Origin of the sequence: Dactylosporangium sp. NPDC006015, assembly GCF_040614215.1 — a bacterium.
In the GTDB taxonomy this organism is placed as follows: Bacteria; Actinomycetota; Actinomycetes; order Mycobacteriales; family Micromonosporaceae; genus Dactylosporangium; species Dactylosporangium maewongense.
This window is the reverse complement of record NZ_JBEXUD010000020.1, coordinates 53,832-76,183: the sequence shown is the minus strand read 5'-3', so window position 1 is coordinate 76,183 and position 22,352 is coordinate 53,832. Positions and strand designations below refer to the sequence as shown.

The 22,352-nt window shown below is 71.6% G+C and carries 20 protein-coding genes and 2 pseudogenes; 9 read left to right on the top strand and 13 right to left on the bottom strand.

The window, feature by feature from the left end; genetic code table 11:
- Positions 1–45 precede the first annotated feature (45 nt).
- From ABZ321_RS31365 to ABZ321_RS31350, 4 genes are all read right to left on the bottom strand, one after another.
- Entirely contained in the window at positions 46–723 is a 678-nt protein-coding gene (locus tag ABZ321_RS31365; protein ID WP_344503981.1) for a histidine kinase dimerization/phospho-acceptor domain-containing protein, read from the bottom strand.
- A gap of 258 nt (positions 724–981) precedes the next feature.
- Positions 982–1,617 carry a thymidylate kinase gene (locus tag ABZ321_RS31360; RefSeq protein ID WP_354897985.1) on the bottom strand — a complete coding sequence of 212 codons (636 nt, stop codon included), beginning with the start codon at positions 1,615–1,617 and terminating at the stop codon, positions 982–984.
- Between the two features lie 119 nt (positions 1,618–1,736).
- On the bottom strand, positions 1,737–2,573 hold the full coding sequence (locus ABZ321_RS31355; RefSeq protein ID WP_354897982.1) for a L,D-transpeptidase: 837 nt from the start codon (positions 2,571–2,573) through the stop codon (positions 1,737–1,739).
- Positions 2,574–2,594: 21 nt separating this feature from the next.
- Positions 2,595–4,019: a PLP-dependent aminotransferase family protein gene (locus ABZ321_RS31350; protein WP_354897979.1), complete on the bottom strand. Its 1,425-nt coding sequence runs from the start codon at positions 4,017–4,019 to the stop codon at positions 2,595–2,597.
- Positions 4,020–4,088: 69 nt separating this feature from the next.
- Here ABZ321_RS31350 and ABZ321_RS31345 point away from each other — a divergent pair.
- Positions 4,089–5,249, top strand: a pseudogene (locus ABZ321_RS31345) (amino acid permease); the annotation flags it as partial.
- Between the two features lie 65 nt (positions 5,250–5,314).
- Here ABZ321_RS31345 and ABZ321_RS31340 read toward each other — a convergent pair.
- From ABZ321_RS31340 to ABZ321_RS31320, 5 genes are all read right to left on the bottom strand, one after another.
- Entirely contained in the window at positions 5,315–5,758 is a 444-nt protein-coding gene (locus ABZ321_RS31340) for a DUF5709 domain-containing protein (RefSeq protein ID WP_344503985.1), read from the bottom strand.
- Positions 5,759–5,828: 70 nt separating this feature from the next.
- On the bottom strand, positions 5,829–7,211 hold the full coding sequence (locus tag ABZ321_RS31335) for a GH1 family beta-glucosidase (RefSeq protein ID WP_354897976.1): 1,383 nt from the start codon (positions 7,209–7,211) through the stop codon (positions 5,829–5,831).
- A 96-nt stretch (positions 7,212–7,307) separates the two neighbouring features.
- On the bottom strand, positions 7,308–8,147 hold the full coding sequence (locus ABZ321_RS31330; protein ID WP_344503987.1) for a carbohydrate ABC transporter permease: 840 nt from the start codon (positions 8,145–8,147) through the stop codon (positions 7,308–7,310).
- Complete coding sequence (locus tag ABZ321_RS31325; protein WP_354897973.1) at positions 8,140–9,192, bottom strand: sugar ABC transporter permease; 1,053 nt, start codon at positions 9,190–9,192, stop codon at positions 8,140–8,142. Before ABZ321_RS31325 ends, ABZ321_RS31330 begins: the two co-directional genes overlap by 8 nt.
- On the bottom strand, positions 9,189–10,478 hold the full coding sequence (locus ABZ321_RS31320) for a sugar ABC transporter substrate-binding protein (protein WP_344503989.1): 1,290 nt from the start codon (positions 10,476–10,478) through the stop codon (positions 9,189–9,191). Before ABZ321_RS31320 ends, ABZ321_RS31325 begins: the two co-directional genes overlap by 4 nt.
- Positions 10,479–11,041: 563 nt before the next feature.
- On the opposite strand from ABZ321_RS31320, the gene ABZ321_RS31315 reads away from it, so the two are divergent.
- The 4 genes from ABZ321_RS31315 (at position 11,042) to ABZ321_RS31300 (ending at position 16,317) form a co-directional block, all read left to right on the top strand.
- The gene (locus tag ABZ321_RS31315; protein WP_354898109.1) at positions 11,042–13,618 is read left to right on the top strand and encodes a discoidin domain-containing protein; all 2,577 of its coding nucleotides are present in this window, start codon (positions 11,042–11,044) and stop codon (positions 13,616–13,618) included.
- 136 nt (positions 13,619–13,754) lie between these two features.
- Complete coding sequence (locus ABZ321_RS31310; protein ID WP_354897970.1) at positions 13,755–14,582, top strand: ABC transporter ATP-binding protein; 828 nt, start codon at positions 13,755–13,757, stop codon at positions 14,580–14,582.
- Positions 14,579–15,376, top strand: coding sequence for an ABC transporter permease (locus ABZ321_RS31305; protein WP_354897967.1), 798 nt, complete (start codon positions 14,579–14,581; stop codon positions 15,374–15,376). Before ABZ321_RS31310 ends, ABZ321_RS31305 begins: the two co-directional genes overlap by 4 nt.
- Positions 15,373–16,317 (top strand): histidine kinase, encoded by a 945-nt coding sequence (locus ABZ321_RS31300; RefSeq protein ID WP_354897964.1) that lies wholly within the window; start codon positions 15,373–15,375, stop codon positions 16,315–16,317. The genes ABZ321_RS31305 and ABZ321_RS31300 overlap by 4 nt, the downstream gene beginning before the upstream one ends.
- An 8-nt stretch (positions 16,318–16,325) precedes the next feature.
- On the opposite strand, the pseudogene ABZ321_RS31295 reads toward ABZ321_RS31300, so the two are convergent.
- Positions 16,326–16,943: pseudogene (locus ABZ321_RS31295) on the bottom strand (low temperature requirement protein A); the annotation flags it as partial.
- A gap of 152 nt (positions 16,944–17,095) precedes the next feature.
- On the opposite strand from ABZ321_RS31295, the gene ABZ321_RS31290 reads away from it, so the two are divergent.
- From ABZ321_RS31290 to ABZ321_RS31275, 4 genes are all read left to right on the top strand, one after another.
- Positions 17,096–17,767, top strand: coding sequence for a helix-turn-helix domain-containing protein (locus ABZ321_RS31290; RefSeq protein WP_344503996.1), 672 nt, complete (start codon positions 17,096–17,098; stop codon positions 17,765–17,767).
- 1 nt (position 17,768) lies between these two features.
- Complete coding sequence (locus ABZ321_RS31285; protein WP_354897961.1) at positions 17,769–18,506, top strand: SRPBCC domain-containing protein; 738 nt, start codon at positions 17,769–17,771, stop codon at positions 18,504–18,506.
- 55 nt (positions 18,507–18,561) lie between these two features.
- On the top strand, positions 18,562–19,011 hold the full coding sequence (locus tag ABZ321_RS31280; protein WP_344503998.1) for an SRPBCC domain-containing protein: 450 nt from the start codon (positions 18,562–18,564) through the stop codon (positions 19,009–19,011).
- Between the two features lie 819 nt (positions 19,012–19,830).
- Positions 19,831–20,274: a hypothetical protein gene (locus tag ABZ321_RS31275; RefSeq protein ID WP_344503999.1), complete on the top strand. Its 444-nt coding sequence runs from the start codon at positions 19,831–19,833 to the stop codon at positions 20,272–20,274.
- 66 nt (positions 20,275–20,340) lie between these two features.
- Here ABZ321_RS31275 and ABZ321_RS31270 read toward each other — a convergent pair whose 3' ends face one another.
- The 3 genes from ABZ321_RS31270 to ABZ321_RS31260 all read right to left on the bottom strand — a co-directional run bounded on the left by ABZ321_RS31270 (position 20,341) and on the right by ABZ321_RS31260 (position 22,319).
- On the bottom strand, positions 20,341–20,940 hold the full coding sequence (locus ABZ321_RS31270; RefSeq protein ID WP_344504000.1) for a hypothetical protein: 600 nt from the start codon (positions 20,938–20,940) through the stop codon (positions 20,341–20,343).
- A 120-nt stretch (positions 20,941–21,060) separates the two neighbouring features.
- The gene (locus ABZ321_RS31265) at positions 21,061–21,825 is read right to left on the bottom strand and encodes an SDR family oxidoreductase (protein WP_354897957.1); all 765 of its coding nucleotides are present in this window, start codon (positions 21,823–21,825) and stop codon (positions 21,061–21,063) included.
- 5 nt (positions 21,826–21,830) lie between these two features.
- Positions 21,831–22,319 carry a carbonic anhydrase gene (locus ABZ321_RS31260; RefSeq protein ID WP_344504002.1) on the bottom strand — a complete coding sequence of 163 codons (489 nt, stop codon included), beginning with the start codon at positions 22,317–22,319 and terminating at the stop codon, positions 21,831–21,833.
- Positions 22,320–22,352: the final 33 nt, after the last annotated feature.

Below are 22,352 nucleotides of genomic sequence, written 5' to 3'. Positions count from 1 at the left end.
CAGGTACACGAGAGGGCGGCCAGCCGCGCTACGGGGAGTCGCGCGCTACGGGGACAGGCGGCTTGCTGTTGCGAGGACGCTGGCGGGCAGGGTGAGGCGGAACGAGGTCTCGTCCAGGCGGACCTCGCCGCCGCAGAGGCTGGCGACGGCGCTCGCCACGCGCAGGTCGGTGGGCTTCTGCGGGTCGCTGGGGCGGGGGTGCGGCGCGGTCAGCTCGCCGTGGGCGACGATCTTCGCGTCGATGGCCGGCACGGGGTCCGCGCGCAGGGCGATCTCGATGTGGGCGCGGCTCGGTGCGGTTGTCGCGAGCCACAGGACGAGCTGGCCGACGAGGTGCCGGCAGACGAGGTCGTCGACCGCGACCGGGACCGTAGCGGGCGCGTCCGCGTGGATGCTCACCGCTGCCGCGACCGCCACGCGGCGGGCCAGGTCGACGGCGTCGCGCAGCACCGCGACCAGGTCGGTGGCGCCGGCGCGGTGGGTGCCCGTGGGGTCTTCGTCGACGGCGGCCAGGGGGAGGATGACGCCGTCGACGTAGCGCTGGAGGCGGACCGCGTTGCGGTCGATGGCGTCGAGGCAGGCGACGCCCTCGCGCAGGGCTTCCGCGGCGGGGGCGCCGGCGAGGTCGTCGCGCAGCAGCCGGGTGTACGCGAGGATCGACGTCAACGGGGTGTGCAGCTCGTGTCGCAGTCGCGCCGCGGGATCGTCGCCGGTGGAGAACACGCGCGTTCCTTTCGTCGTGCTCGGATGCCCGCGGGGCCCGAGACATCGACGCTAACCGGCGTCCGAGCTGCCGGCTCTCCGACAGGCGAGCAGGTCACCCGAACGGGACAGCCGTGCGAGCGGCGGCCCGCGAGGCGGCGTCCACCGAAACGCCGCGCTGGCGGACCGGCCGCGAGGCGCCGCGACGGTGGACCGGCCGGCAGCGCCGAAGATCCGTGCCGGGCAGGCCAGGCCCGTGGGGAGCAGGGGTGCGGGTGGTCAGCCGATCGGAAGCAGGTGGGAGGTCCTGCGGGCCGGGGGCTGCTGGGTCGCGCCGGGCAGCAGGTCGGGGCGCAGCGCGGCGCGCAGGGTCGTCTGGACCGTCGACGGGTCGGTGCCGGCGTCGACGATCGTGAACCGGGGAGCTTCCGGCAGTGCCCGGTACGCCTCGTCGCAGGCCGTCAGGTAGTCCAGCTCCTCGTGGTCCTTGCCCCGCGCCTCGACCCGGGCCTGGGCCACGGGCGGCGGCACCGCCAGGTAGAAGACCAGGTCGGGCTGCGGCAGGAGGCGGAAGAGCAGCCGCGCGGGCCAGAGCCTGCCCTTGCGGACGGTGATGCTGGTGTACTGGCAGTAGGTGTACCGGTCCATGACGGCCACCGTGCCGGTCAGCCGGGACACCAGGAGCGCCCTCGTGATGACCAGGCCGCGCAGCAGCGTCTCCACCAGCAGGAAGAGCCGCACGCCGAGCAGGTCTTCGGCGTCGCGGCGGCCGAGGCGCTGGGCGAGCCGGCCGAAGAAGACCCGTCCGGCGGCGTTGCGGTGGTAGCGGGCGGGGGTGCCGCTCGCGTCGAGCCAGTCGGCGAGCCACCGGGCCTGGGTGGATTTGCCGGCGCCGTCGATACCAATCAGTGCCACTGTACGGATCACCTTCCCTACGGTAAGCCGTCGCGAGTGAAGCGCCAGTGAACCGCGCGAAGCCGACCGAGCGAAGCCGACCGAGCGAAGCCGACCGATCAGAGAAGGCGGAGCAAGGATCAGGGCAGGACGACGACGCTGGTGCCGGCGGGGACCGCGTCGAGCAGGGCCTGCTGCGCGGCCGGCGGCATCCGGACGCAGCCGTTGGAGCGACGGAAGCCGAACTCGTTGCGGTACCAGGCGTGGATGCCGGTGTGCGCGTCCGCCAGGCCCTCCGCGACGGCGCCCTTGTCGTCCGGGACGGCGCCGAGGGCGAGGACGTCGAGCCCCGCGTACACCTTGCTCGGCAGCGACGAACGCCCCAGGACGAACGTGCGCCCCAGCGGCGTCGGGGTCTCGGGCGCGCCGATGGTGACGGTCCACGTCTGCTGGACGGCGCCGTCGCGGACCCAGGTGAGCGTGAACGCGCCGCGCCGCACGATGAGCTGGTCGTGCAGCGGCACCCTGTTCCAGCCGCCCTCGGGGAGCCAGCCGATGCTGCGGTTGAGCGACGGCAGCAGCACCGCGACCCAGCCGGACCGCCGGGCGACGATCGGCATGACCAGCGGCACGCCGCTGATGTCGGGGGTCAGGTAGGCGCGGGCGGTGCCGCCGGGCGCGTCGTAGGCGGCGAGCTTCGCCGTGGGGTGCGCCGCCTCGGTCAGCGGGACCGTCGAGGACTGGTCGGGGTCGGCAGGGAACCCGGTCGCGGCCTTCGTGTAGGTGATCGTGGGGATGCCGGCGGGGGCGGGCGCCGCGGAGGCGGGCGCGGCCGCCTCCGCGGACGGCGATGCGGAGGCTGGTGCCTGCGACGACGCCGAAGGGGCGGCGGACTGAGCCGGTTTCGACGGCGAGGAGCCGCAGCCGGTGAGGCAGATCGTGAGCGCGGTCAGGGCGGCGGCGCGGCGCACGAGCATCCGTCCAAGATAGCGGAGCCGTCACGGGAGGTCTGTCGGCCGGTCAGAGGAGCATCGGTCGAGCAGGTCGAGGGCGACGGGCAGGTCGTCGGCGCCGATCATGCCGAACCCCACGACGAGCCCGTCCACCGGCGCGGGCTCCAGGAAGAAGCCGGCGAGCCGCTCGACCGCCACGTCCGCGGACCGCAGCCGCGCGACGACCCGCGGCACGTCGACGTGCGGGGCGGCGAGGAGCGTCACGTGCAGGCCCGCCGACGACGGCACGAGCGTGAACCGGTCGGCGAGCACCCCGCGCGCCGCGGCGGTCACGAGGTCGTGGCGGGTGGCGTACACCCGCGTCACCGACCGCACGTGCCGCCGCAGCTGCCCGTCGTCGATGAACGAGGCGAGCGCGGCCTGCGCGGCGGGCTCGGCGTGCCAGTCGGTGAGGCGCTTCGCCGCGACGAGCGCGGGCCGCAGCGACGCGGGTGCGACCAGGAACCCGAGGCGCAGCGCGGGCAGGAGCGTCTTGGCGAACGAGCCGACGTAGACGACCCTGCCCGCCCGGTCGAGGCTCTGCAGCGGCTCCAGCACCGCGAAAGGGGGGCGGTCGGAGTAACGGAACTCGCTGTCGTAGTCGTCCTCGACGATCGCCGCGCCGTGCCGTTCGGCCCAGCCGAGCAGCGCCGACCGTCGCGGCATCGTCATCGGGACGCCGAGCGGGTACTGGTGGGAGGGTGTGACGTACACCAGCCGCGCCGACCTCGGGAGCGCGTCGACGACCAGGCCCGACCCGTCGACGGGGACGGGCACGACGCGGGCGCCGAGCGACTCGAAGGCCTCGCGCGCGGGTGGGTAGCCGGGCTCCTCGACGGCGACGACCGTGCCCGGCTCGATCAGGACCCGTCCGACGAGGTCGAGGCCCTGCTGGGCGCCGTTGGTGACGAGCACGTCCTCCGGCGACGCGCGCACCGACCGGGACAGCCCCACCGACCGCGCGATCGCGGCCCGCAGCGCGGGCAGGCCGGCCGGCTCGCCGTAGACGGGGGACGCGCTGAGCGACCGGGTCAGCAGGCGCCGCCACGTGGCGAGGGGGAACAGGGCCCCGTCCGGGTGGCCGGCCCGCAGGTCGTACCGCGCCGGAGCGACGGAAGGCCGCTCGCGGAAGGTGAAGCGCGGCGACGGGCGGAGCGCGCCGACCGGGGCGCGGCGCGACCCGGACGCCGGTGGCGGCATCGCCACGAACGTGCCCGCGCCCGCCCGCCCCTCCAGGAACCCGTCGCCGACGAGGCGGTCGTAGGCGACGGCGACCGTGTTGCGCGACACCGCGAGGTCCCGCGCCAGCTCCCGGCTCGGCGGGACCCGCTCGCCGGCCCGCAGCCGCCCGTCGAGGATCGCGTCGCGGACCTGCCGGTAGATGCGGGTCGCCTGGTCACCCCGGCCGCCGAGCGTGATGTGCAGATCCAACTTGGCCCACTCCAAGTAGGAGGATATTGGTACTTCTACCGGGCCAAACCCGGGCCTAGCGTCGATCGTATGCTCACCGTCAAGCAAGGCGCGGCCCTGTCCGTCGGCGCCGTCCTCGGCACCGGCGTGATCGCCCTGCCCGCCCTCGGCGCCCAGGTCGCCGGCCCCGCCTCGCTCGTCGCGTGGCTCGCCCTCGTCGTGCTGTCCGCGCCCCTGGCCGCCACGTTCGCCGCGCTCGGCGCCAGGTATCCGGACGCGGGTGGCGTCTCCACGTACGTCGGCGCGGCGTTCGGCCCGCGTGCCGCCGCCGTCGTCGGGTGGATCTTCTACGCCGCCGTCCCCGTCGGGTTCCTGCCCGCCGCGGGCTTCGGCGCCGCCTACGTCACCGCGGTCGTCGGCGGCGGCCACCGTACGACGCTGCTCACGGCCGGAGCCCTCATCGTCGTCGTCGCCGGTCTGAACTTCGGCGGCGTGAAGGTGTCCGGCAAGGCGCAGCTGTGGCTCGCCGGCATCCTCGCCGCGCTGCTGCTGCTCGCCGTCGGCACCGCGCTGCCGCACGCCGACCTGGCCAACCTGCGGCCCTTCGCCCCGCACGGCTGGCTCGCGATCGGGCCCGCGATGGCCGTGCTCGTCTGGGGGTTCGCCGGCTGGGAGGCGCTCACGTCGCTCGCCGCCGACTACCGCCACCCGCGCCGCGACGTGCCCCGCGCCACCTGGATCGCCGTCGCCGTCGTCGGCGTGCTCTACCTGCTCGTCGCCGCCACCAGCCAGCTGGTCCTCGGCCCGCGCGCCGGCACCGTGGCCGCGCCCCTCGCCGAGTTGCTCACCATCGGCCTCGGCCGCGACGTGAAGATCCTCACCGCGGTCGTCGCGCTGCTGCTCACCGCCGGTGCCGTCAACGCCTACTTCGCGGGCGCCGCCAAGCTCGGCGCCGCCCTCGGCCGTGACGGGGCGATGCCCGCGTGGCTCGCCAAGGGCGCGGGCGCGGGGGAGGTGCCCCGCCGGTCACTGGCCGTGGTCGCCGGGCTCGCGGGCGCGTGCCTCGCCGTCGCGGGGCCGCTGGGCGTCGGGGCGAAGCCGCTGCTGCTGGCCACGACCGCGTCGTTCGTCGTCGTGTACGTCCTGGGGACGGCGGCCGCGGTGAAGCTGCTGCCGGTCGGGAGCTGGTCCCGACGCGTCGCGGTCGTGGCGCTGCTGTGTGTGGTCGGGCTGCTCGCCCTCACCGCATGGTATGTGCTGTGGCCGGGCGCGGTGGCGATGGTCGCTCTTGGTTATTTCGCCGCCACTGTACGGCGTCAGCGCAGGTCGGGCTCGATGATGTGCATGGCGGCCTCCTCGGCCGACGCCGCGCCGCCGTCGATGCCCACGTCGGAGCCGATCTCGTCCTTCTCCTCGTCCTCGCCCCAGCCCTCGTCGGGGGCGACGAGCCGCCCGGCCCGCCGGTCGCCGACCTCGCCCGCGTCGAAGAACTCGCCGGACTCGGTCGTCGTGCCGTAGTCGTCGAGGTCGGGCCGGGCCACCGGGTCCGGCTCCTCCTGCCGCAGGCGGCGGTCCCAGGACTCGCCCCGTTGCGCCTCGGCCTGGGTGACCCCGAACGCGTTCAACCCGAGCGGCTTCTCCGGCGGCGAATACCCCTCGTCGAGGGCGTCGTCCAGGCCGCGGTCCGACAGGGTGTCCTGGGCCGACAGCTGGCCTTCCTCGTCCGGTGCCGGGTCCCAGCTCGCGGTTTCAGAGCTCATGATCACGTCTCCTCGGTCGCAGGTGGCGTGGCGCTGCCGTGTTGCATACCCGGCAGCGCCACATTCGACCCTAAATCACCGGATCGTGCCCTGCCTGCTGACCGGACTGATGAGTGGCCCGGTGGCTCCGGATCAGCTCCGCGTACCGGTGGCCGCTCGCCTTGATCGTGCGCTGCTGCGTGTCGTAGTCGACCCGGACGAGCCCGAAGCGCTTGTCGTAGCCGTACGCCCACTCGAAGTTGTCCAGCAGCGACCAGGCGAAGTAGCCGTCGACCGGCGCGCCCCGGACGACCGCGTTGCGGACCGCGTCCAGGTGCTGCTCCAGGTAGTCGACGCGCTCCTTGTCCTGGATGTCGCCGTTCGGCTCGACCGTGTCCGCCCACGCGGAGCCGTTCTCCGTCACGAGGATGCTGCGCGGCCGGTACGTCTCGGCGACCCGCACCAGGATGTCCTCCAGGCCCTTCGCGTAGACCTCCCACGGCATCGCCGTCTCGATCGAGCCCGGCACCGGGATCTGCGCGACGTTCGGCGCGTGGGAGCCCGGGTCGTCGACGATGACCTGGCGGAAGTAGTAGTTGATGCCGAGGAACTCCGTCGGCGCCGCGATCAGCTCCAGGTCGCCGTCGCGGACCGGCACCTCCACCCGGTACGTGTCGAGCATGTCCGCGGGGTAGCCGAGGCCGTGCAGCGGGTCCAGCCACCAGCGGTTGATGTGCCCGTCGGCGCGCCGCGCCGCCGCCACGTCCTCCGGCCGGTCGCTGCCGGGCTCCGTCGGGCTCAGGTTCAGCACGATCCCGACCGCCGGCGGCAGCTGCGCCGACGCGCGGATCGCCTGGTTGACCAGGCCGTGGCCGAGCAGCACGTGGTGCGACGCGCGGACCGCCCGGGTCAGGTCCCGCTCGCCCGGCGCCATCCGGCCCTCGAGATGCCCGATCCAGCAGACGCACAGCGGCTCGTTGACCGTGTTCCAGTCCGCGACCCGGTCGCCGAGCCGGCCCGCGACGACCGCCGCGTAGTCCGCGAACGCCTCCGCCGTCGCCCGCTCCGGCCAGCCGCCCCGGTCCTGCAGCGCCTGCGGCAGGTCCCAGTGGTACAGGGTCGCGAACGGCCGGATGCCCGCCTCGAGCAGCCCGTCGACGAGCCGGTCGTAGAAGTCCAGGCCGGCCTCGTTCACCGCGCCCGTCCCGGCCGGGATGACCCGCGGCCACGCCACCGAGAAGCGGTACGCCGCCAGGCCCAGCCGGCGCATCAGCGCGATGTCCTCCGGCCAGCGGTGGTAGTGGTCGCAGGCCACGTCGCCGGTGTCGCCGTTGTCGACGTTGCCCGGCGCATGGCTGAAGGTGTCCCAGATGGACGGTCCACGGCCGTCTTCGGTGACGGCGCCCTCGATCTGGTACGCCGCGGTCGCGGACCCCCAGATGAAGTTCGGTGGGAGGTTGGACAGATCCAGCACGGGACGGTTCTCCTCTTGGTGGTTGAGGACGGGGGCTGCTTGCGCGTTGCTCGGCCGCGCCGGCGGCTCGCGTGACCGTGCCGCCGGCGCGGTGCCCTACTTGACCGCGCCGGCGGTGAGGCCGGCCACGAAGTACCGTTGCAGCGCCAGGAACCCGGCGACGACCGGGACGCTGACGACCAGGGACGCGGCCATCACCTGGTTCCAGTAGACCTGGAACTGGGTGGAGTAGGCCTGCAGGCCGACGGCGAGGGTCCGGCTGTCCTGGTCCGTCATGATCGAGGCGAACAGCACCTCGCCCCACGCCGTCATGAACGCGTAGACGGTCACCGCGACGATCCCCGGCACCGCGGTCGGCAGGATGACGGTGAACAGGGTGCGCATCGACCCGGCGCCGTCGACCTGCGCCGCCTCGTCGAGGCCGCGGGGGATCGAGTCGAAGTAGCCGGCCAGCATCCAGATCGAGAACGGCAGCGAGAACGTCAGGTACGTGATGACCAGGCCCAGGCGGGTCTGGTACAGGTCGACGCCGCCGGCCGTGCCGAGGTTCACGTAGATGAGGAACAGCGGCAGCAGGAACAGGATGCCGGGGAACATCTGCGTCGACAGGACCGCGACGGAGAACACGCTCCGGCCGCGGAAGCGGTACCGGCTGATCGCGAACGCCGCGAAGACCGCGATCACCACCGAGAACACCGCCGCGACCGACGCCACGATCACGCTGTTGAGCAGGTAGTTGCCGAGCGGGACGGTGCTCCACATGTCGACGAACGCCTGGAACGTCAGCGTCGAGGGGAACCAGGTGAAGTAGTCCTGCACGTCCTGCAGCGGCTTCAACGCCGAGCTCACCATCACGTACAGCGGCGTCAGTACGAACGCGGCCAGGAAGGTCAGCACGATCCAGCGGGCGATCCGCTCGCCCCGGCCCTCACGCATGGATCCTCCTGCGGTTCGTGATCAACAGGTAGACGGCCGTGACCAGCAGCAGGAACAGCAGCAGCGCCACCGACATCGCCGAGCCCGTGCCGAAGTCCCAGGTGCTGAACGAGCTGTTGTAGATGTGGATCGAGATGAGATCCGCCTCCGGCGGCGCGGAGCCGCCGAACAGCACGTACGGGGTGTTGAAGTCGTTGAACGTCCACAGGAACAGCACCAGCAGCAGCACCTGGTTGATCGGCCGCAGCGACGGCAGCGTCACCGAGGTGATCCGCCGCCAGAACCCGGCGCCGTCGATCGCGGCCGCCTCGTACATCTCCGTCGGCACGTTCTGCAGGCCGGCGGTGATGCACAGCAGCGCGAACGGCCACGTCCGCCACACCGACACCACCAGCAGCGCCCAGAAGCTGTTCTCGCCGATGAGCCAGAACGGCCGCTCCCCGTCGACGAGCCCGAGCTGGTCGACGAGCACGTGGTTGACCAGGCCCGTGTCCCGCTGGAACAGGAACCCCCAGGTGATGACGGCGGCGTAGACCGGCAGCGCGTACGGGGTGAGGAACAGCGTGCGCAGCAGCGCCCGGCCACGGAACGGCCGCTGCAGGAACACCGCCGCCGACAGGCCGAACAGCCACGAGATCGCCACCGACAGTGTCGTGTACAGCACGGTGATGCCGAACGAGTGCAGCAGCGCCTTGCCGGTCTCGCTGTTGACGTCGAGGGTCGCGCTGTAGTTGCCGAACCCGACGAACGGCGCCGTCGACCAGTCCTGGATGTGGAACTGGGTCAGCTCCAGCAGGCTCATCCACACGCCGACGAGCATCGGCACGACGTGGATCGCGATCTCCAGGAACGCGGCCGGCAGGACCAGCATGTACGGCAGGTACTTGGACCGCAGCCGCCGCCTCCGGCGCTGCGCGGGCGTGCTCGCCCGCCGCGGCGCGGCGTTGGGGGCGGAGCCGCGGTGCTGCCGCACGTCCGGCGCGGCGTGCATGGGCCGGCGGACGGGGACGGTCGCCGACCCCCGGGCCGACCGTGGCGCGGTCATGCCTTCATCCGTTGCTCGACGGCCTTCAGCTTCGCCCGGATGGCGGCCTCGGTGATCGGTTTGTTGTTCGCCGCGTTGGCGAACTGCTCCTTCATCACCGCGCCGACGAGGGTCTCGAACTGGCTCTCCGTCGTCACCTGCGGCAGCGGCGACGCCGTCGAGGCGAGCACCTCGGCGAGGATCTTCTGCTCCGGCGCCTGGAACGCCGGGTTCGTGAGCGCGCCCTTGACCGACGGCAGCGACCCGTACACCTTGTTGAGGGCGACCTGCTCGTCGTCGCTGGTCATGAACTTCACGAACTCCATCGCGCCCTCCAGGTTCCTGCTGTGCCGGAACACCGCGATGTTGATCCCGGCGACCATGCTGTTGACCTTCCGGCCGCCGGCGGGCGGGTTCGCCGGGAACGGCACGTGCGCGATGCCGTACTCCTCGGGGCGCATGCCCTGCGCCTGGAACGCGGAGCCGGCCGCCTGCCACAGCAGCATCGCCGCCTTGCGGTTGGCGAAGTCGGACAGCGACTCGTTCTTCGCGTACTCGGCGTTGCTCGGGTTGACGATCTTGTCGACGGCCATGAGGTCGATGTACCGCTTGATCGCCTTGACGTTCTGGTCCGTGTCGAACGTCGGCTTGCCGCTCAGGTCGAACCACTCGCCGCCGTACTGCTGGCTGAACGTGAACGCATGGTGCGCGTTCTCCGACAGGTTCGCGCCCTCGATCGCCAGGCCCCACTGTTTGCCGTTGGTGAGGCGCTTGCCGACCTCGACGAGCTCCTCCCACGTCGCCGGGGGCTTGCTGATGCCCGCGTCGGCGAACATCTGCTTGTTGTAGTAGAGCGCGTACGACAGCGAGTACAGCGGGACCGCCGCCGGTGCCTTGCCCGGCGCGCCCGCCGAGGCGAGGGCCGCCGGCACGAACCGGTCCCGGCCGCCGATCCGGTCGAACGCCGCCGCGTCGAACGAGATCAGCGCGTTCGTCGCCTGCAGCGACGCCGACCACGTGTTGCCGATGTTGACCACGTCCGGGCCGCGCCCCGACGTCGCCGCCGCCAGCAGCCGGTTGAGCAGGTCCGACCACGGCACGACCTCGACCTTGACGTGGATGCCGGTCTGCTGTTCGAAGCGCTCCAGGACGGGGGCCAGGGTCTGCTTGTCGAACTCGAGGCTGCTGCCCTGGTTGCTCGCCCAGTAGGTCAGGGTCTTGGCGTCCGCCACGGGGTTGCCGCACGCGGCGAGCGAACCGGTCAGGAGGGCGGCCGCCATCAGTAACGCGAGCCTTCGTCTCGGCACGTGTCTGCCCTTTCGATGGGTGCCGACCGGCGTGCCGAAGCGACCGCAGGGGTTGGGGCTGCGGCGTGACGGTCGCACGCTCGACAGGGGGGTGAAGGTGGTGCTGGTCCCAGCCGAACGGGGTGTTGCCGCGACCAGTTGGTTTCTGTCGGGACTTAAATAATGTCGTCATTAAAGTGGTGCGTCACCTGGACGTCAAGGTCGGGAGGCGGTTCCGGCGGTCCGTGGAATCGGACAAAACGGGATTGTTTACGTCGCGATCGAAGTATGTCTTGACGCCGGTGCAACCTCGGCGTAACACTCGTGGTTCTGAGAGAGCGCTCTCTCATGTGTGGCTCCCGACATGAAAATGTCGACGACCGTCGACGCACCGCCTTGCCTCGACAGGTCACCGCCCACGGTTCCGTCCGCCCAGCTCACGGCCCCGCCACGTCCCCCGACTGACAGGCAGGATCATGAAATTTCCGCGTTTGTCGCGTTATCCCGCGGCGCATGCGCCCGCTGATGCGCCACCGCGGCGCAACGGTCTGCGCCGCTGGCTGCTCGGTGGCGCCGCCACCCTGATGCTCTCCACCGCCGTCGCCGCGATCGCGCTGCCCAACGCGAGCGCCGCACCCACCCTGCTGTCGCAGGGCAAGCCCACCACCGCCTCCTCCAGCGAGAACGCCGGCACGCCGGCGACCGCCGCCACCGACGGCAACACCGGCACCCGCTGGGCCAGCGCCTTCGCCGACCCCCAGTGGATCCAGGTCGACCTCGGCGCGCCCGCCGCCCTGTCGCAGGTCGTGCTCAACTGGGAGGCCGCGTCCGGCAAGGCGTTCCAGATCCAGATCTCCAACGACGCCGCGACCTGGACGCAGGTCTACAGCACCACCACCGGCGCCGGCGGCACCCAGACGCTGAACGTCACCGGCACCGGACGCTACGTGCGGATGTACGGCACCCAGCGCAACACCGCCTACGGCTACTCGCTGTGGGAGTTCCAGGTGTACGGCGAGTCCTCGCCGACCGGCCAGACCTGCGGCCCCACGAACCGCGCGATCACGCGCCCGGTCACCGCCTCCTCGACCGAGAACGCCGGCACGCCCGCCAGCGCCGCCGTCGACGGCGACACCGGCACCCGCTGGGCCAGCGCCGCCTCCGTCCCGCAGTGGATCACCGTCGACCTCGGCGCGTCGTACCAGCTCTGCCGGGTGGTCCTGCGCTGGGAGGCCGCGTACGCCAACGCCTTCCAGATCCAGGTCTCCAGCGACAACGCCGTCTGGACCACGATCCACTCGACCACCACCGGCACCGGCGGGGTCCAGACGATCGACGTGACCGGCACCGGCCGCTATGTTCGGGTCAACGCCACCGCCAAGGCCACGCAGTGGGGCGTCTCGCTGTGGGAGTTCGAGGTGTACGTATTGGGCGGCGCCAGCCCGTCGAGCAGCGGTCCCACGAGCAGCGGGCCGATCGAGACGCCCGACCCGAAGAACCCCAACTTCGGCCCCAACGTCTCCGTCTTCGACCCGTCGCAGCAGGCCGCCGCGCAGGCCCGGCTCAACCAGATCTTCGCCGGCCAGGAGACCAACCAGTTCGGCACCGAGCGCTACGCGGTGCTGTTCAAGCCCGGCAACCACACCGTCGACGCCAACGTCGGCTTCTACACCCAGGTCGCCGGCCTCGGGTTCTCGCCCGACGACGTCAACATCAACGGCCACGTCCGGGCCGAGGCCACCTGGTTCGGCGGCAACGCCACCCAGAACTTCTGGCGCGGCGCGGAGAACCTGTCCGTGACCCTGCCGAACACCGGCAACGGCGTGCAGGTCGAGCGCTGGGCCGTCTCGCAGGCCGTGCAGTACCGCCGCATGCACCTGCGCGGCGGCAACAACGAGATCCAGCTCTGGAACGGCGGCGACGGCTGGTCCTCCGGCGGCCTCATGGCCGACACGAAGGTCGACGGGCGCGTCGTGTCCGGCTCGCAGCAGCAGTGGTACACCCGCAACAGCGAGCTCGGCAGCTGGGCCGGTTCCGTGTGGAACATGGTCTTCCAGGGCGTGCAGGGCGCCCCGCCGCCGCACTTCCCGAACCCGTCGCACACGGTGATCAACCAGACGCCGCTGCAGCGGGAGAAGCCGTTCCTCTACATCGACGGCACCGGCACCTACCGGGTGTTCGTCCCGGCGCTGCAGAGCAACACGACCGGCACCAGCTGGTTCGGCAAGACTCCGGCGGGCTCGTCGATCTCCCTCGACCAGTTCTTCATCGTCCGCCCCGGGCACACCGCCGCGCAGATCAACGCGGCGCTCGCCGCCGGCCGGCACCTGCTCGTCACGCCCGGCGTCTACCACCTCAACGCGCCGCTGCAGGTGAACAACCCGAACACGGTCGTCCTCGGGCTCGGCCTCGCCACGTTCGTGCCGGACAACGGCGTCACCGCGATCAAGGTCGCCGACGTCGACGGCGTCAAGCTCGCCGGCCTGCTCATCGACGCCGGCACCGTCAACTCGCCGACCCTCGTCGAGCTCGGCCCGGCCGGCTCCTCGGCCTCGCACGCCGCGAACCCGACCTCGCTGCACGACGTGTACTTCCGCGTCGGCGGCGCCCACGTCGGCAAGGCCACCGTCAGCCTGCAGGTCAACAGCAACAACGTGATCGGCGACCACATGTGGATCTGGCGCGCCGACCACGGCAACGCCGGCACCTACGGCTGGAACATCAACACCGGCCAGAACGGCATGGTCGTCAACGGCAACAACGTCACGATGTACGGGTTGTTCGTCGAGCACTACCAGCAGTACCAGGTCATCTGGAACGGCAACGGCGGCCGCACGTACTTCTTCCAGAACGAGATGCCCTACGACCCGCCGAACCAGGCCGCCTGGATGAACGGCTCCACCCGGGGCTGGGCCGCCTACAAGGTCGCCGACGCCGTCACCACGCACGAGGCGTACGGGCTGGGCAGCTACTGCTACTTCAACGCCAACCCGGCCGTCGTCGGCGAACGCTCCTTCGAGGTCCCGGTCAAGGCGGGCGTCGCGCTGCGCAACATGGTCAGCGTCTCGCTCGGCGGCGTCGGCACGATCAACCACGTCATCAACAACACGGGTGGTCCGGCCAACACGGCCAACCAGATCATCTACGTGACGAGCCTCTAGCGCTTTATCCCCTGCCGAGCCGGAGGACCTACCCGCCCAGGTCCTCCGGCTCGGCGCTTGTCCACCGACCGGTTGACAGCCGGCTTCAGTCCTCCGGTCGTCCCGCGGCAGGGTGTGTACGCGTTTCGATGTCCTCATGACACCGATCGAAGTGCACGGGCTGCGCAAGGCGTACGGGGGCATCCCGGCCATCGACGGGATCTCCCTCGCCGTCGGGCCCGGGGAGATCTTCGCCCTGCTCGGGCCCAACGGCGCGGGCAAGAGCACCACCGTCGAGATCCTCGAAGGCCACCGTCGCCGCGATTCCGGTGATGTACGGGTGCTGGGCGAGGACCCGTTCTCCGCCGGCCGCCGGTGGCGGTCCCGGATCGGGATCGTGCTGCAGACCGCCACCGACGCCGCCGACCTCACGGTTCGCGAGACCGTCCGGCACTACTCGCGCTTCTACCCTGCTCCGCGCGACCCTTCGCTCGTGCTCGACCTCGTCGGGCTGTCGGACAAGGCCGGCGCCCGGGTGCGGACGCTGTCCGGCGGGCAGCGGCGCCGCGTCGACGTCGCGCTCGGCATCATCGGCAACCCGGCCCTGGTCTTCCTCGACGAGCCGACGACCGGCTTCGACCCCGAGGCGCGGCGGCAGTTCTGGGCGCTGATCCGCTCCCTCGCCGCCGACGGGACCACGGTCCTGCTCACCACCCACTACCTCGAAGAGGCCGCGGCGCTCGCCGACCGGCTGGCCATCATCGCGGGCGGGCGGATCGTGGCCGCCGGTACACCATCCACTGTGGGCGGACTGGCCCGGGCGCAGGCCACCGTCACCTGGCGCGACGGCACCGGCCTGCACGAGGTGCGCACCGACTCGCCCAACAGCGTCGTCGCCGCGCTGCCGCCCGACGCCCTCGACCTCCAGATCCGCCGCCCCAGCCTGGAAGACGTCTACCTCGACCTCATCGGAGCCCGGTCATGACCATGCCGTCCACGCTCGCCATGGGCCGCTCCCGCGGCTTCGTCGAGGTCCTCCAGCTGATCCGGCAGAAGGACGCGGTCATCTTCACGTTTGCGTTCCCGGCGCTGCTCACGATCCTGCTCGGGCTCATCTTCGACACGCCCGTCTCGCCGGGGTCCCCGACCACGCACAGCCAGGTGTTCGCCGCCGGCATGATCGCCTACGGCATCCTGTCCACCGCGTTCATCTCCATGGGCGTCGGCATCGCCGTCGACCGCGAGGACGGCACCCTCAAACGCCTGCGCGGCACGCCCGTCACCGCCGGCGCCTATTTCATCGGCAAGATCGTGCTGGTCTTCTTCGCCGCCCTCTTCGAGGTGCTGCTGCTCCTGCTGGTCGGTGTGCTGCTCTTCGACCTGCGGGTGTCCTTGAGTGTTGATCGTTGGTTGACGTTCGGCTGGCTCCTGGTTCTGTCGGTGGTCGCCTGTACTCTGCTGGGCATCGCCGCGTCGTCGCTGGCCCGCTCGGCCCGCAGCGCCCCGGCGGTGCTCAACCTGCCTGTCCTGGTCCTGCAGTTCACGTCCGGCATCTTCGTCCACATCGCCGCGCTGCCATCGGCGATGATCAACGTCTCGGCGCTGTTCCCCGTCAAGTGGATGGGGCAGGGATTTCGCTCGGTGTTCCTGCCCGACGCCCTCGCCGCGCAGGAGGTGGCAGGTTCATGGGAGCCCGGCAAGACCGCCCTGGTCCTGGGGGCGTGGTGCCTGATCGGCCTGGTTCTGAGCCTGCTGACGTTCCGCTGGTCGCGCCGGTGACGTTCGGCCTGTGGGACGCGCTGCACGTGGCGGTCGTGGGGTCGGTCGTCGGCTTCATGCTGGCCGACCCTCCCGGCTCCGTGCTCGCGTGCGTGCTGGTGGTGGCGTGCCTCGGCTGGTATCTCGTGTTCCGCCTCGTGCAGTTCGCCACGCCGCTCTTCGTGGCGGTGCTGGCGCTGCTGCACCTCACCGCGGTCTGGCTCGACCACACGGCGGCGTTCGCGCTCTTCGCATGGGCCGCGATGCTCTTCGCCGCGCTCCCGCTGCGCCCTGCCATCGCGGTCGTCGCCGTCCTCGACCTGGTCCCGGTGCCGCTGGCCTACCTGCGCGACGGCACCTTGACCCGGGTCCACGGCCTGATCCCGCTCACCGTGCTGGGCCTCGCCTTCGCGATCGTCTCCGGCACGTACATCGACCGGCTCGCCGACCAGAACGAGGAGCGGGCCGCGATGATCGCCGAGCTGTCCGCGAGCCGCGCCGAGGTCGCCCGCCTCTCCCACGAGGCCGGCGTGCTCACCGAGCGGGCCCGCCTCGCCGCCGAGATCCACGACACCCTCGCGCAGGGCTTCACGAGCATCATCACCCTCGCCCAGGCCGCGGCCGCCGACCCCGCGCAGACCGCGCGCCGCCTCGAGCAGGTGGTCGGCACCGCCCGCGACAACCTGGCCGAGGCGCGCGCCCTCGTCGCCGCCCTCAGCCCCGCCGACCTGCACACCGCGGGCCTCGTCGCCGCGGTCCGCCGCCAGCTCTCCCGCCTGGCGGCCGAGACCGGCATCCGCACCGCCTGCCACCTGCCGTCCCCCGCCGGCGCCCTCATCGACCTGCCGACCGCGCAGCAGGTGGTGCTGCTGCGCTCCCTGCAGGCGACCCGGGCCTTGCGGACGGGCTCGGCAATGGCGTGCAGCGCGTGCTCGGCGCGGGTCTCGTCGCCGGAGAAGTAGTTCCAGTACAGGTAGTACGCGATGCAGAGGCCGAGCAACGCCACGAGCAGCGCCGCCGGGTCGATGTGCATGCCGGCGAAGGCCAGGCCGATGGAGATGACCGACTCGCCGATGGCGACGATGACGACCAGCCCGTGCCGTTCCGCGAAGTGGCCCGCGTCGATCATCCAGATCCCCATGCTGCGTTGCAGGTACGGCGCGGCGACGACCAGCACGAGCGCCGCGGTCCACAGCCCGTACTGCCAAGCGCCGCCGAGGAACCCGCCTGCGAGAACGATGAGGGCGGCGGTGCCGTTGATCGGGGCCAGCCCGGCGATCGCGGTGCCGATCGAGGCGTTGTCGTCGGCCTGCAGGAACAGTGCGGAGTGGACGACGGTGACGAGGGCATACCCCACGCCGAAGGCCCAGCCGTCGCCGTCGAACGCATACGGGATGGACAGGGCGATGACCATGAAGCCGGCCATCCCGGTGAGCAGGAGTGTGCGGCGCAGCGTGCTGCTGGGCGCGACCGCGTTGGTCAGCCAGGCGTAGCCGCCGTACATCCACCAGATGATGCCGAGCATCAGCAGCACCCGGAGCGCGTAGGTCGCGTCCACATGCTTGACGAACACGTTGGCCAGCTGCATCACGGTGAAGACGAAGACAAGGTCGAAGAACAACTCGATGGTGGAGACCCGCGGTCCCCGCACCTGCGATGTCACAGCGGTCACTGTAGCGATGGGGTCCGACAATTTTTCTTGTCTTGACAGTTCGAGTTTTCGGCGGGTACGGTTCTCGCATGTTCGAAGTGGGAGTCATCGAGGAGGCCAGCGCGGCAGAGGTGGCGCTGGACCCGATCCGGGCGCGATTGCTGTCGCTGCTGGTCGAGCCGCACTCGGCGACCAGCCTCGCGGCGATCGTCGGCCTGCCCCGGCAGAAAGTGAACTACCACCTCAAGACGCTCGAAGCGCACGGGCTCGTCGAGCTGGTCGAGGAGCGACGCAAGGGCAACGTCACGGAGCGCGTGCTGCGAGCCGCGGCCGCGTCGTTCGTGATCTCGCCGACGGCGCTCTCGGCCGTGGCGCCCGACCCGGCGAAGTCGCCCGACAGGCTGTCCGCGCGATGGCTGCTCGCTGTCGCGGCCCGGCTCGTCAAGGAGGTCGGCACGCTCATCACCGGGGCGGCCCGGGCGGGCAAGCCGGTCGCCACCTTCGCGCTCGACGGCACCGTGCGGTTCGCCTCCGCGGCCGACCGGGCCGCGTTCGCCCAGGAGCTGACCGCGGCCGTCGCCGCGCTGGTGAGCCGATATCACGACGAGCACGCCGAAGGCGGCCGTGACCACAGGGTCATCGTCGCGATCCATCCGAGCCTGCGTCCGGAGGGCGGCCGTCCGATGGACGTGGCAGCCGTCGACGCCGACATCGACGTCCAGATCGAAAGCCAGCACCGCTCACAGACCGAGGAGTCCTGACATGTCGCACGAATTCGAGCTCACCCACGACATCGCCATCGCGGCCACGCCCGAGCAGGTCTGGGACGCGATCGCCACCGGCCCCGGCATCGACTCCTGGTTCATGGGCAGGACCGAGGTCGAGCCGCGCGTCGGCGGCCGCGGGACGCTCACGATGCCCGGGTTCACCGCCGAGTCGACGGTGACCGCGTGGGAGCCTCCGCACCGCTTCGCGTACAAGGGCGCGCCCGCCGAAGACGGCGCGTTCATGGCGTTCGAGTATCTCGTCGAGGGCCGCGACGGCGGGAGCACCGCACTGCGGCTGGTGCACAGCGGCATCATGACCGGCGACTGGGAGGAGCAGTATGACGCGCTGCGCAAGGGCAACCCGCTCTACCTGCGCACGCTCGAGCAGTACCTGGTGCACTTCCCGGGCCGTGCCGCCGTGCCGGTCACCGCGTTCGGACCGCAGCAGTCCGACCAGGAGCAGGCGTGGGCCGGCATCGTCGGCGCCGTCGGTCTGACCGGGCCGGTCAGCGAGGGCGACAAGGCGCAGTTCACCGTCGGCGGGCGGGACATCGTCGGCGTGGTCGACGTGGCCCTGGAGCCCGGGTTCCTGGGCGTGCGCACCGACGACGCGCTGCTGCGGTTCGTGGGCGGCGGCGGAATGATCCTCACCGGCCACCACATCTTCGCCGACATCGACCAGGCGACCGCCGAGGGCACCTGGTCCGAGTGGCTCGCAGCCGTCTACGCCTGATCGCACGTGGAGGGCCGGCGACGTGCCGGCTCTCCACTCTCGCAAGGAGCACGCCGTGAACACCGTTGAGTATTCGATCACCCGCAGGCTCCCCGCAGAGCCGAAACGTGTGTACATGGCGTGGACGACGCCGGCCGGTTTCAGCCAGTGGTTCGGGCCGCGGGAGTTCACCACGCCCGAGGACCGCATCGTCATGCAGACCCGGCCGGGTGGCGCGTGGCAGGTCGTCATGCTCGACGACGCCGGCAACGAGTATCCGCTCGGCGGCTTCTACCGTGAGCTCGACGCACCCGCCCGGCTCGTCATGACGACCGGCGACCCCGACAACACGACCGGCGACGTCGCTTCGACCGTCAGCGTGATGTTCAAGCCGACCGGCGACGGCTGCACCGAGATGACGATGCGCCAGCAGGGTGTGAACACGGACGCCGAGCACGCCGCAGGCGCCGCGGCGGGCTGGCGTCACTTCTTCGACCGGCTGGCGGAGCACCTTGCCGAGCATTGAAACCGCGGCGGGGTGGGGACCCGGCGGCCACGGTCGAGGTCGGCGTCGGCGTCGGAGTCGGAGTTGAGGTCGGGGTGGGAGTCGAGGTCGGAGTTGAGGTCGGGGTGGGAGTTGAGGTCGGGGTGGGAGTCGAGGTCGGAGTCGAGGTCGGGGTGGGAGTCGAAGTCGGAGTTGAGGTCGGGGTGGGAGTTGAGGTCGGGGTGGGAGTCGAGGTCGGAGTTGAGGTCGGGGTGGGAGTCGAAGTCGGAGTCGGCGAGCTTTGCCCCGGCCCCGGCCGCAGTGGTGTGTTCCGGCAGTCGGGCGCACTGCTTCCGAGTTCCACAGAAGCGGGTGTCGCTGCTGGATGGTCTCGTGCACCACGTGACGGGGCCTGGCTGCGACGGGCCTGCTTGTGGCTGAGCGACGGACCAGCGGTGTCTCGGTGACGTTGAGCCGGCTGGTTCTGCTCTCGGCCGGTCCCGTCGGAGGGGCGAGTCGCGCCATGCGAGGCGGTTCCTACGGCGTCGTTTTGTGCGGCCCAGGCCCCAGGCCTGGGCCCGGGGTCCTCAGGTGCGTCGCGTGCGCTGCGGGGCGGTCGTGCGCTGAAGGCGGGGAGTTGACCGCTGGGTTGGCGCGCTCGCTGCGGGACGAGTCGTGCGCTGGATGGGGGAGTGGCCGGGTCCCGGGACAGGGGCGCGAGCAGCCGCACCCGGTCTCGGGCGCCGAGGACCTCACCGGGCTCGCCGCCAGGGGCGGCGGCTGAGGGGCGACTGTTCAGCCGACGGGATGGAACCAGCGAGGGGGTCCCCGGAGCGGTGGGGGAGGCGGCACAATGCTGACGTGACGTTGCCCATCCCTTACAGCGGCGGTGGCGGGAGTGTGCCCGCGTACAACGGGCCGGAAGTACAGATCGGGGATGTGCGGGTCGACGGCAGGGCGATCTACACGCCGGTCGGGGTGTGGCCGATCCAGGGCAGCCGGTGGATGGTGATCTCGCAGCCGATGCCGGTCGTCACGACGGCGGGGTGGGGGATCGCGCTGGGGGTGACGTTCACGGTGCTGGGGGTGGTGTTCGCGCCGTTCACGTGTGGGTTGAGCCTGTTCCTGCTGTTCGGGCTGTTCTTCCTGACGGCGAAGACGCACACGATGTCGGGGCCGATGATCGTGTCGGTGCAGGCGGGGCAGTACCACTACATGGCGCGGGAGGTCGTGTACTCGCCGCAGCACGCGGCGGAGGCGCTGCAACGGGTGAACTTCGCGCAGGCGCTCGCCTCGCGGTACTGAACCGCCCCACGCGAGACGGCGTCGGCCCGCGCGGCTCTCCAGCCGTCGTGGGCAAGAAAGACGCGTTTATGAGGGCGCCGGGTCCTCGGCGTGGTCGTCGTAGCCGGCGAGCAGCTGGGTCCTCGTGCCGACCAGGTGGGGCTCCAGGTCGCCGACGCGGGCGAGCCTGATCTCGGCCGGGGCGAGGTTGGAGACGCGCAGCAGCAGGCCGGGCACCTCGTCGAGGACCGCGAGCCAGCCCCGCTGCCCGGCGGTGACCTGCTGGTCGGGCCAGCGCTGGAAGGGTTTCGGCACGCCGTCCACGGTGATGCCCACGCGGTGCGGGGCGGGGGTCGACGCGGCGCGGAGGTTGCGCTCGTACGTCTTTCGGTCCTCGGGGGGCTGGGGCATGACGGCGGCGACGCGCATGTCGATGAGCAGCGGCAGCGGCGGGCCGGCGGTGGTCACGACCTCGACCCAGCCACCGCCCGCGGCCGGGTCGCCGAAGGTCAGGCCGGCGTGCACGAGCCGGTCCTCGTCCCAGGTCCAGGCGCCGATGCGGCACGGGCCGCTCCAGCCCGCCATCCCGTACAACGGCAGCGCGGCGGCGCTCGCACGGATCCGGTTCGCCCGCTGGTCGATCAGCGCTGTGAACTCGATGCGGTTCAGCCGCCCCCCGTATCGCATGGGATCGATCGTGCAACATGACCCGGCGTCTGTGAGGCCCCTTGCCCCCCTCGCGGGGACCCCTGCTGTTTGCATCCCACTCGCGAAGAACGCACCCCAAGGGCGCGAAAGCGACCGGTATCAGCGGGACTCGGGGTCGTCGCCCCTGGCCGCGCGGCCGCCGTCGACCGGGACGACCGCGCCGGAGATGAACGACGCGGCAGGTGAGAGCAGGAACGCGACCGCCTCGGCGGCCTCGGCCGCGTCGCCGGCGCGGCCGATCGGGTGCAGGTGGGCGAGCTGGTCCACGATGCGGGCGGCCTCGTCCGGTGGGCGGGCGGACAGGAAGGCCGCCGACCGTTCGGTCCCGATCGACCCGAGGGCGACGGCGTTGACCCGGATGCCGTGCGGGCCGTGGTCGACGGCGAGGGCGCGGGTCAGGCCCTCGATCGCGGCCTTGGCGGTGGTGTACGGCAGGGCGCCGCGCACGGCCCGCTGCGCCTGGTGCGAGGAGACGTTGACGATCGCGCCCCCGTGGCCCGCCGCGCGGAAGCGCCGCACGGCGGTGGCGCTGCCCGTCACGGCGGGTGCGAGGTTCGCCATGATCAGGGCGAGCACCTCGCCGGCCGGTACGGCATCCACCCAGGCGTCGCGGAAGACCGCGGCGTTGTTGACCCAGCCCGCGAGCGGGCCCCGCGCCTCGGCGAGGTCGGCGGCGCGCTCGGTGACGTCCTCGTCCCCGGCGTCACCGGTGACCCCCTCGACCCGCCCGCCCGGCGTGATCCAGGTCAGGGCATCCGCGTCGCGCTCCAGCACGACGACGGTCGTGCCGGGGTCGCGGAGCAGCCGCTCGGCGACGGCGCGGCCGACACCGCGGCCGCCGCCCGTCACGACGTAGGACCGCACCGGCGTCAGCGGACTTCTTCGATTTTGGCGCTGGCGACGTCGAAGATGAAGCCGCGCACGTCCTCGCGGTGCGGCAGCCAGGCGCACTGGCGGACCGTCTCGATCGAGGAGCGCATCGTCTCGTGCAGATCGGTGAAGCCGGGCACGTCCCAGCCCGGCGCCCGGCCCGTCTCGGCGGTGAGCGTCGCGCGGAACTCGTCGTCGTCGAAGTCCTGCATGCCGCACTCGGTGTGGTGGATCAGCACGACCTCGCGGGTGCCGAGCCGGCGCTGGCTGATCGCGAGCGAGCGCAGCACCTCCTCCGTCGGCAGGCCGCCGGCGTTGCGGATCAGGTGCGCGTCCCCGATCTCCAGGCCCAGCGCACCGAAGAGGTCCAGGCGCGAGTCCATGCAGGTGATGACGGTCAGCCGCAGCTTCGGACGCACCGGCCGGGGGCCGGGGAACGTGATCGCGTACTGCTCGTTGGCGTGGATGAGGTGGTCGATCGCCGACATTCCGCCAGTCAAACAGATCGGTCACTCATTCGG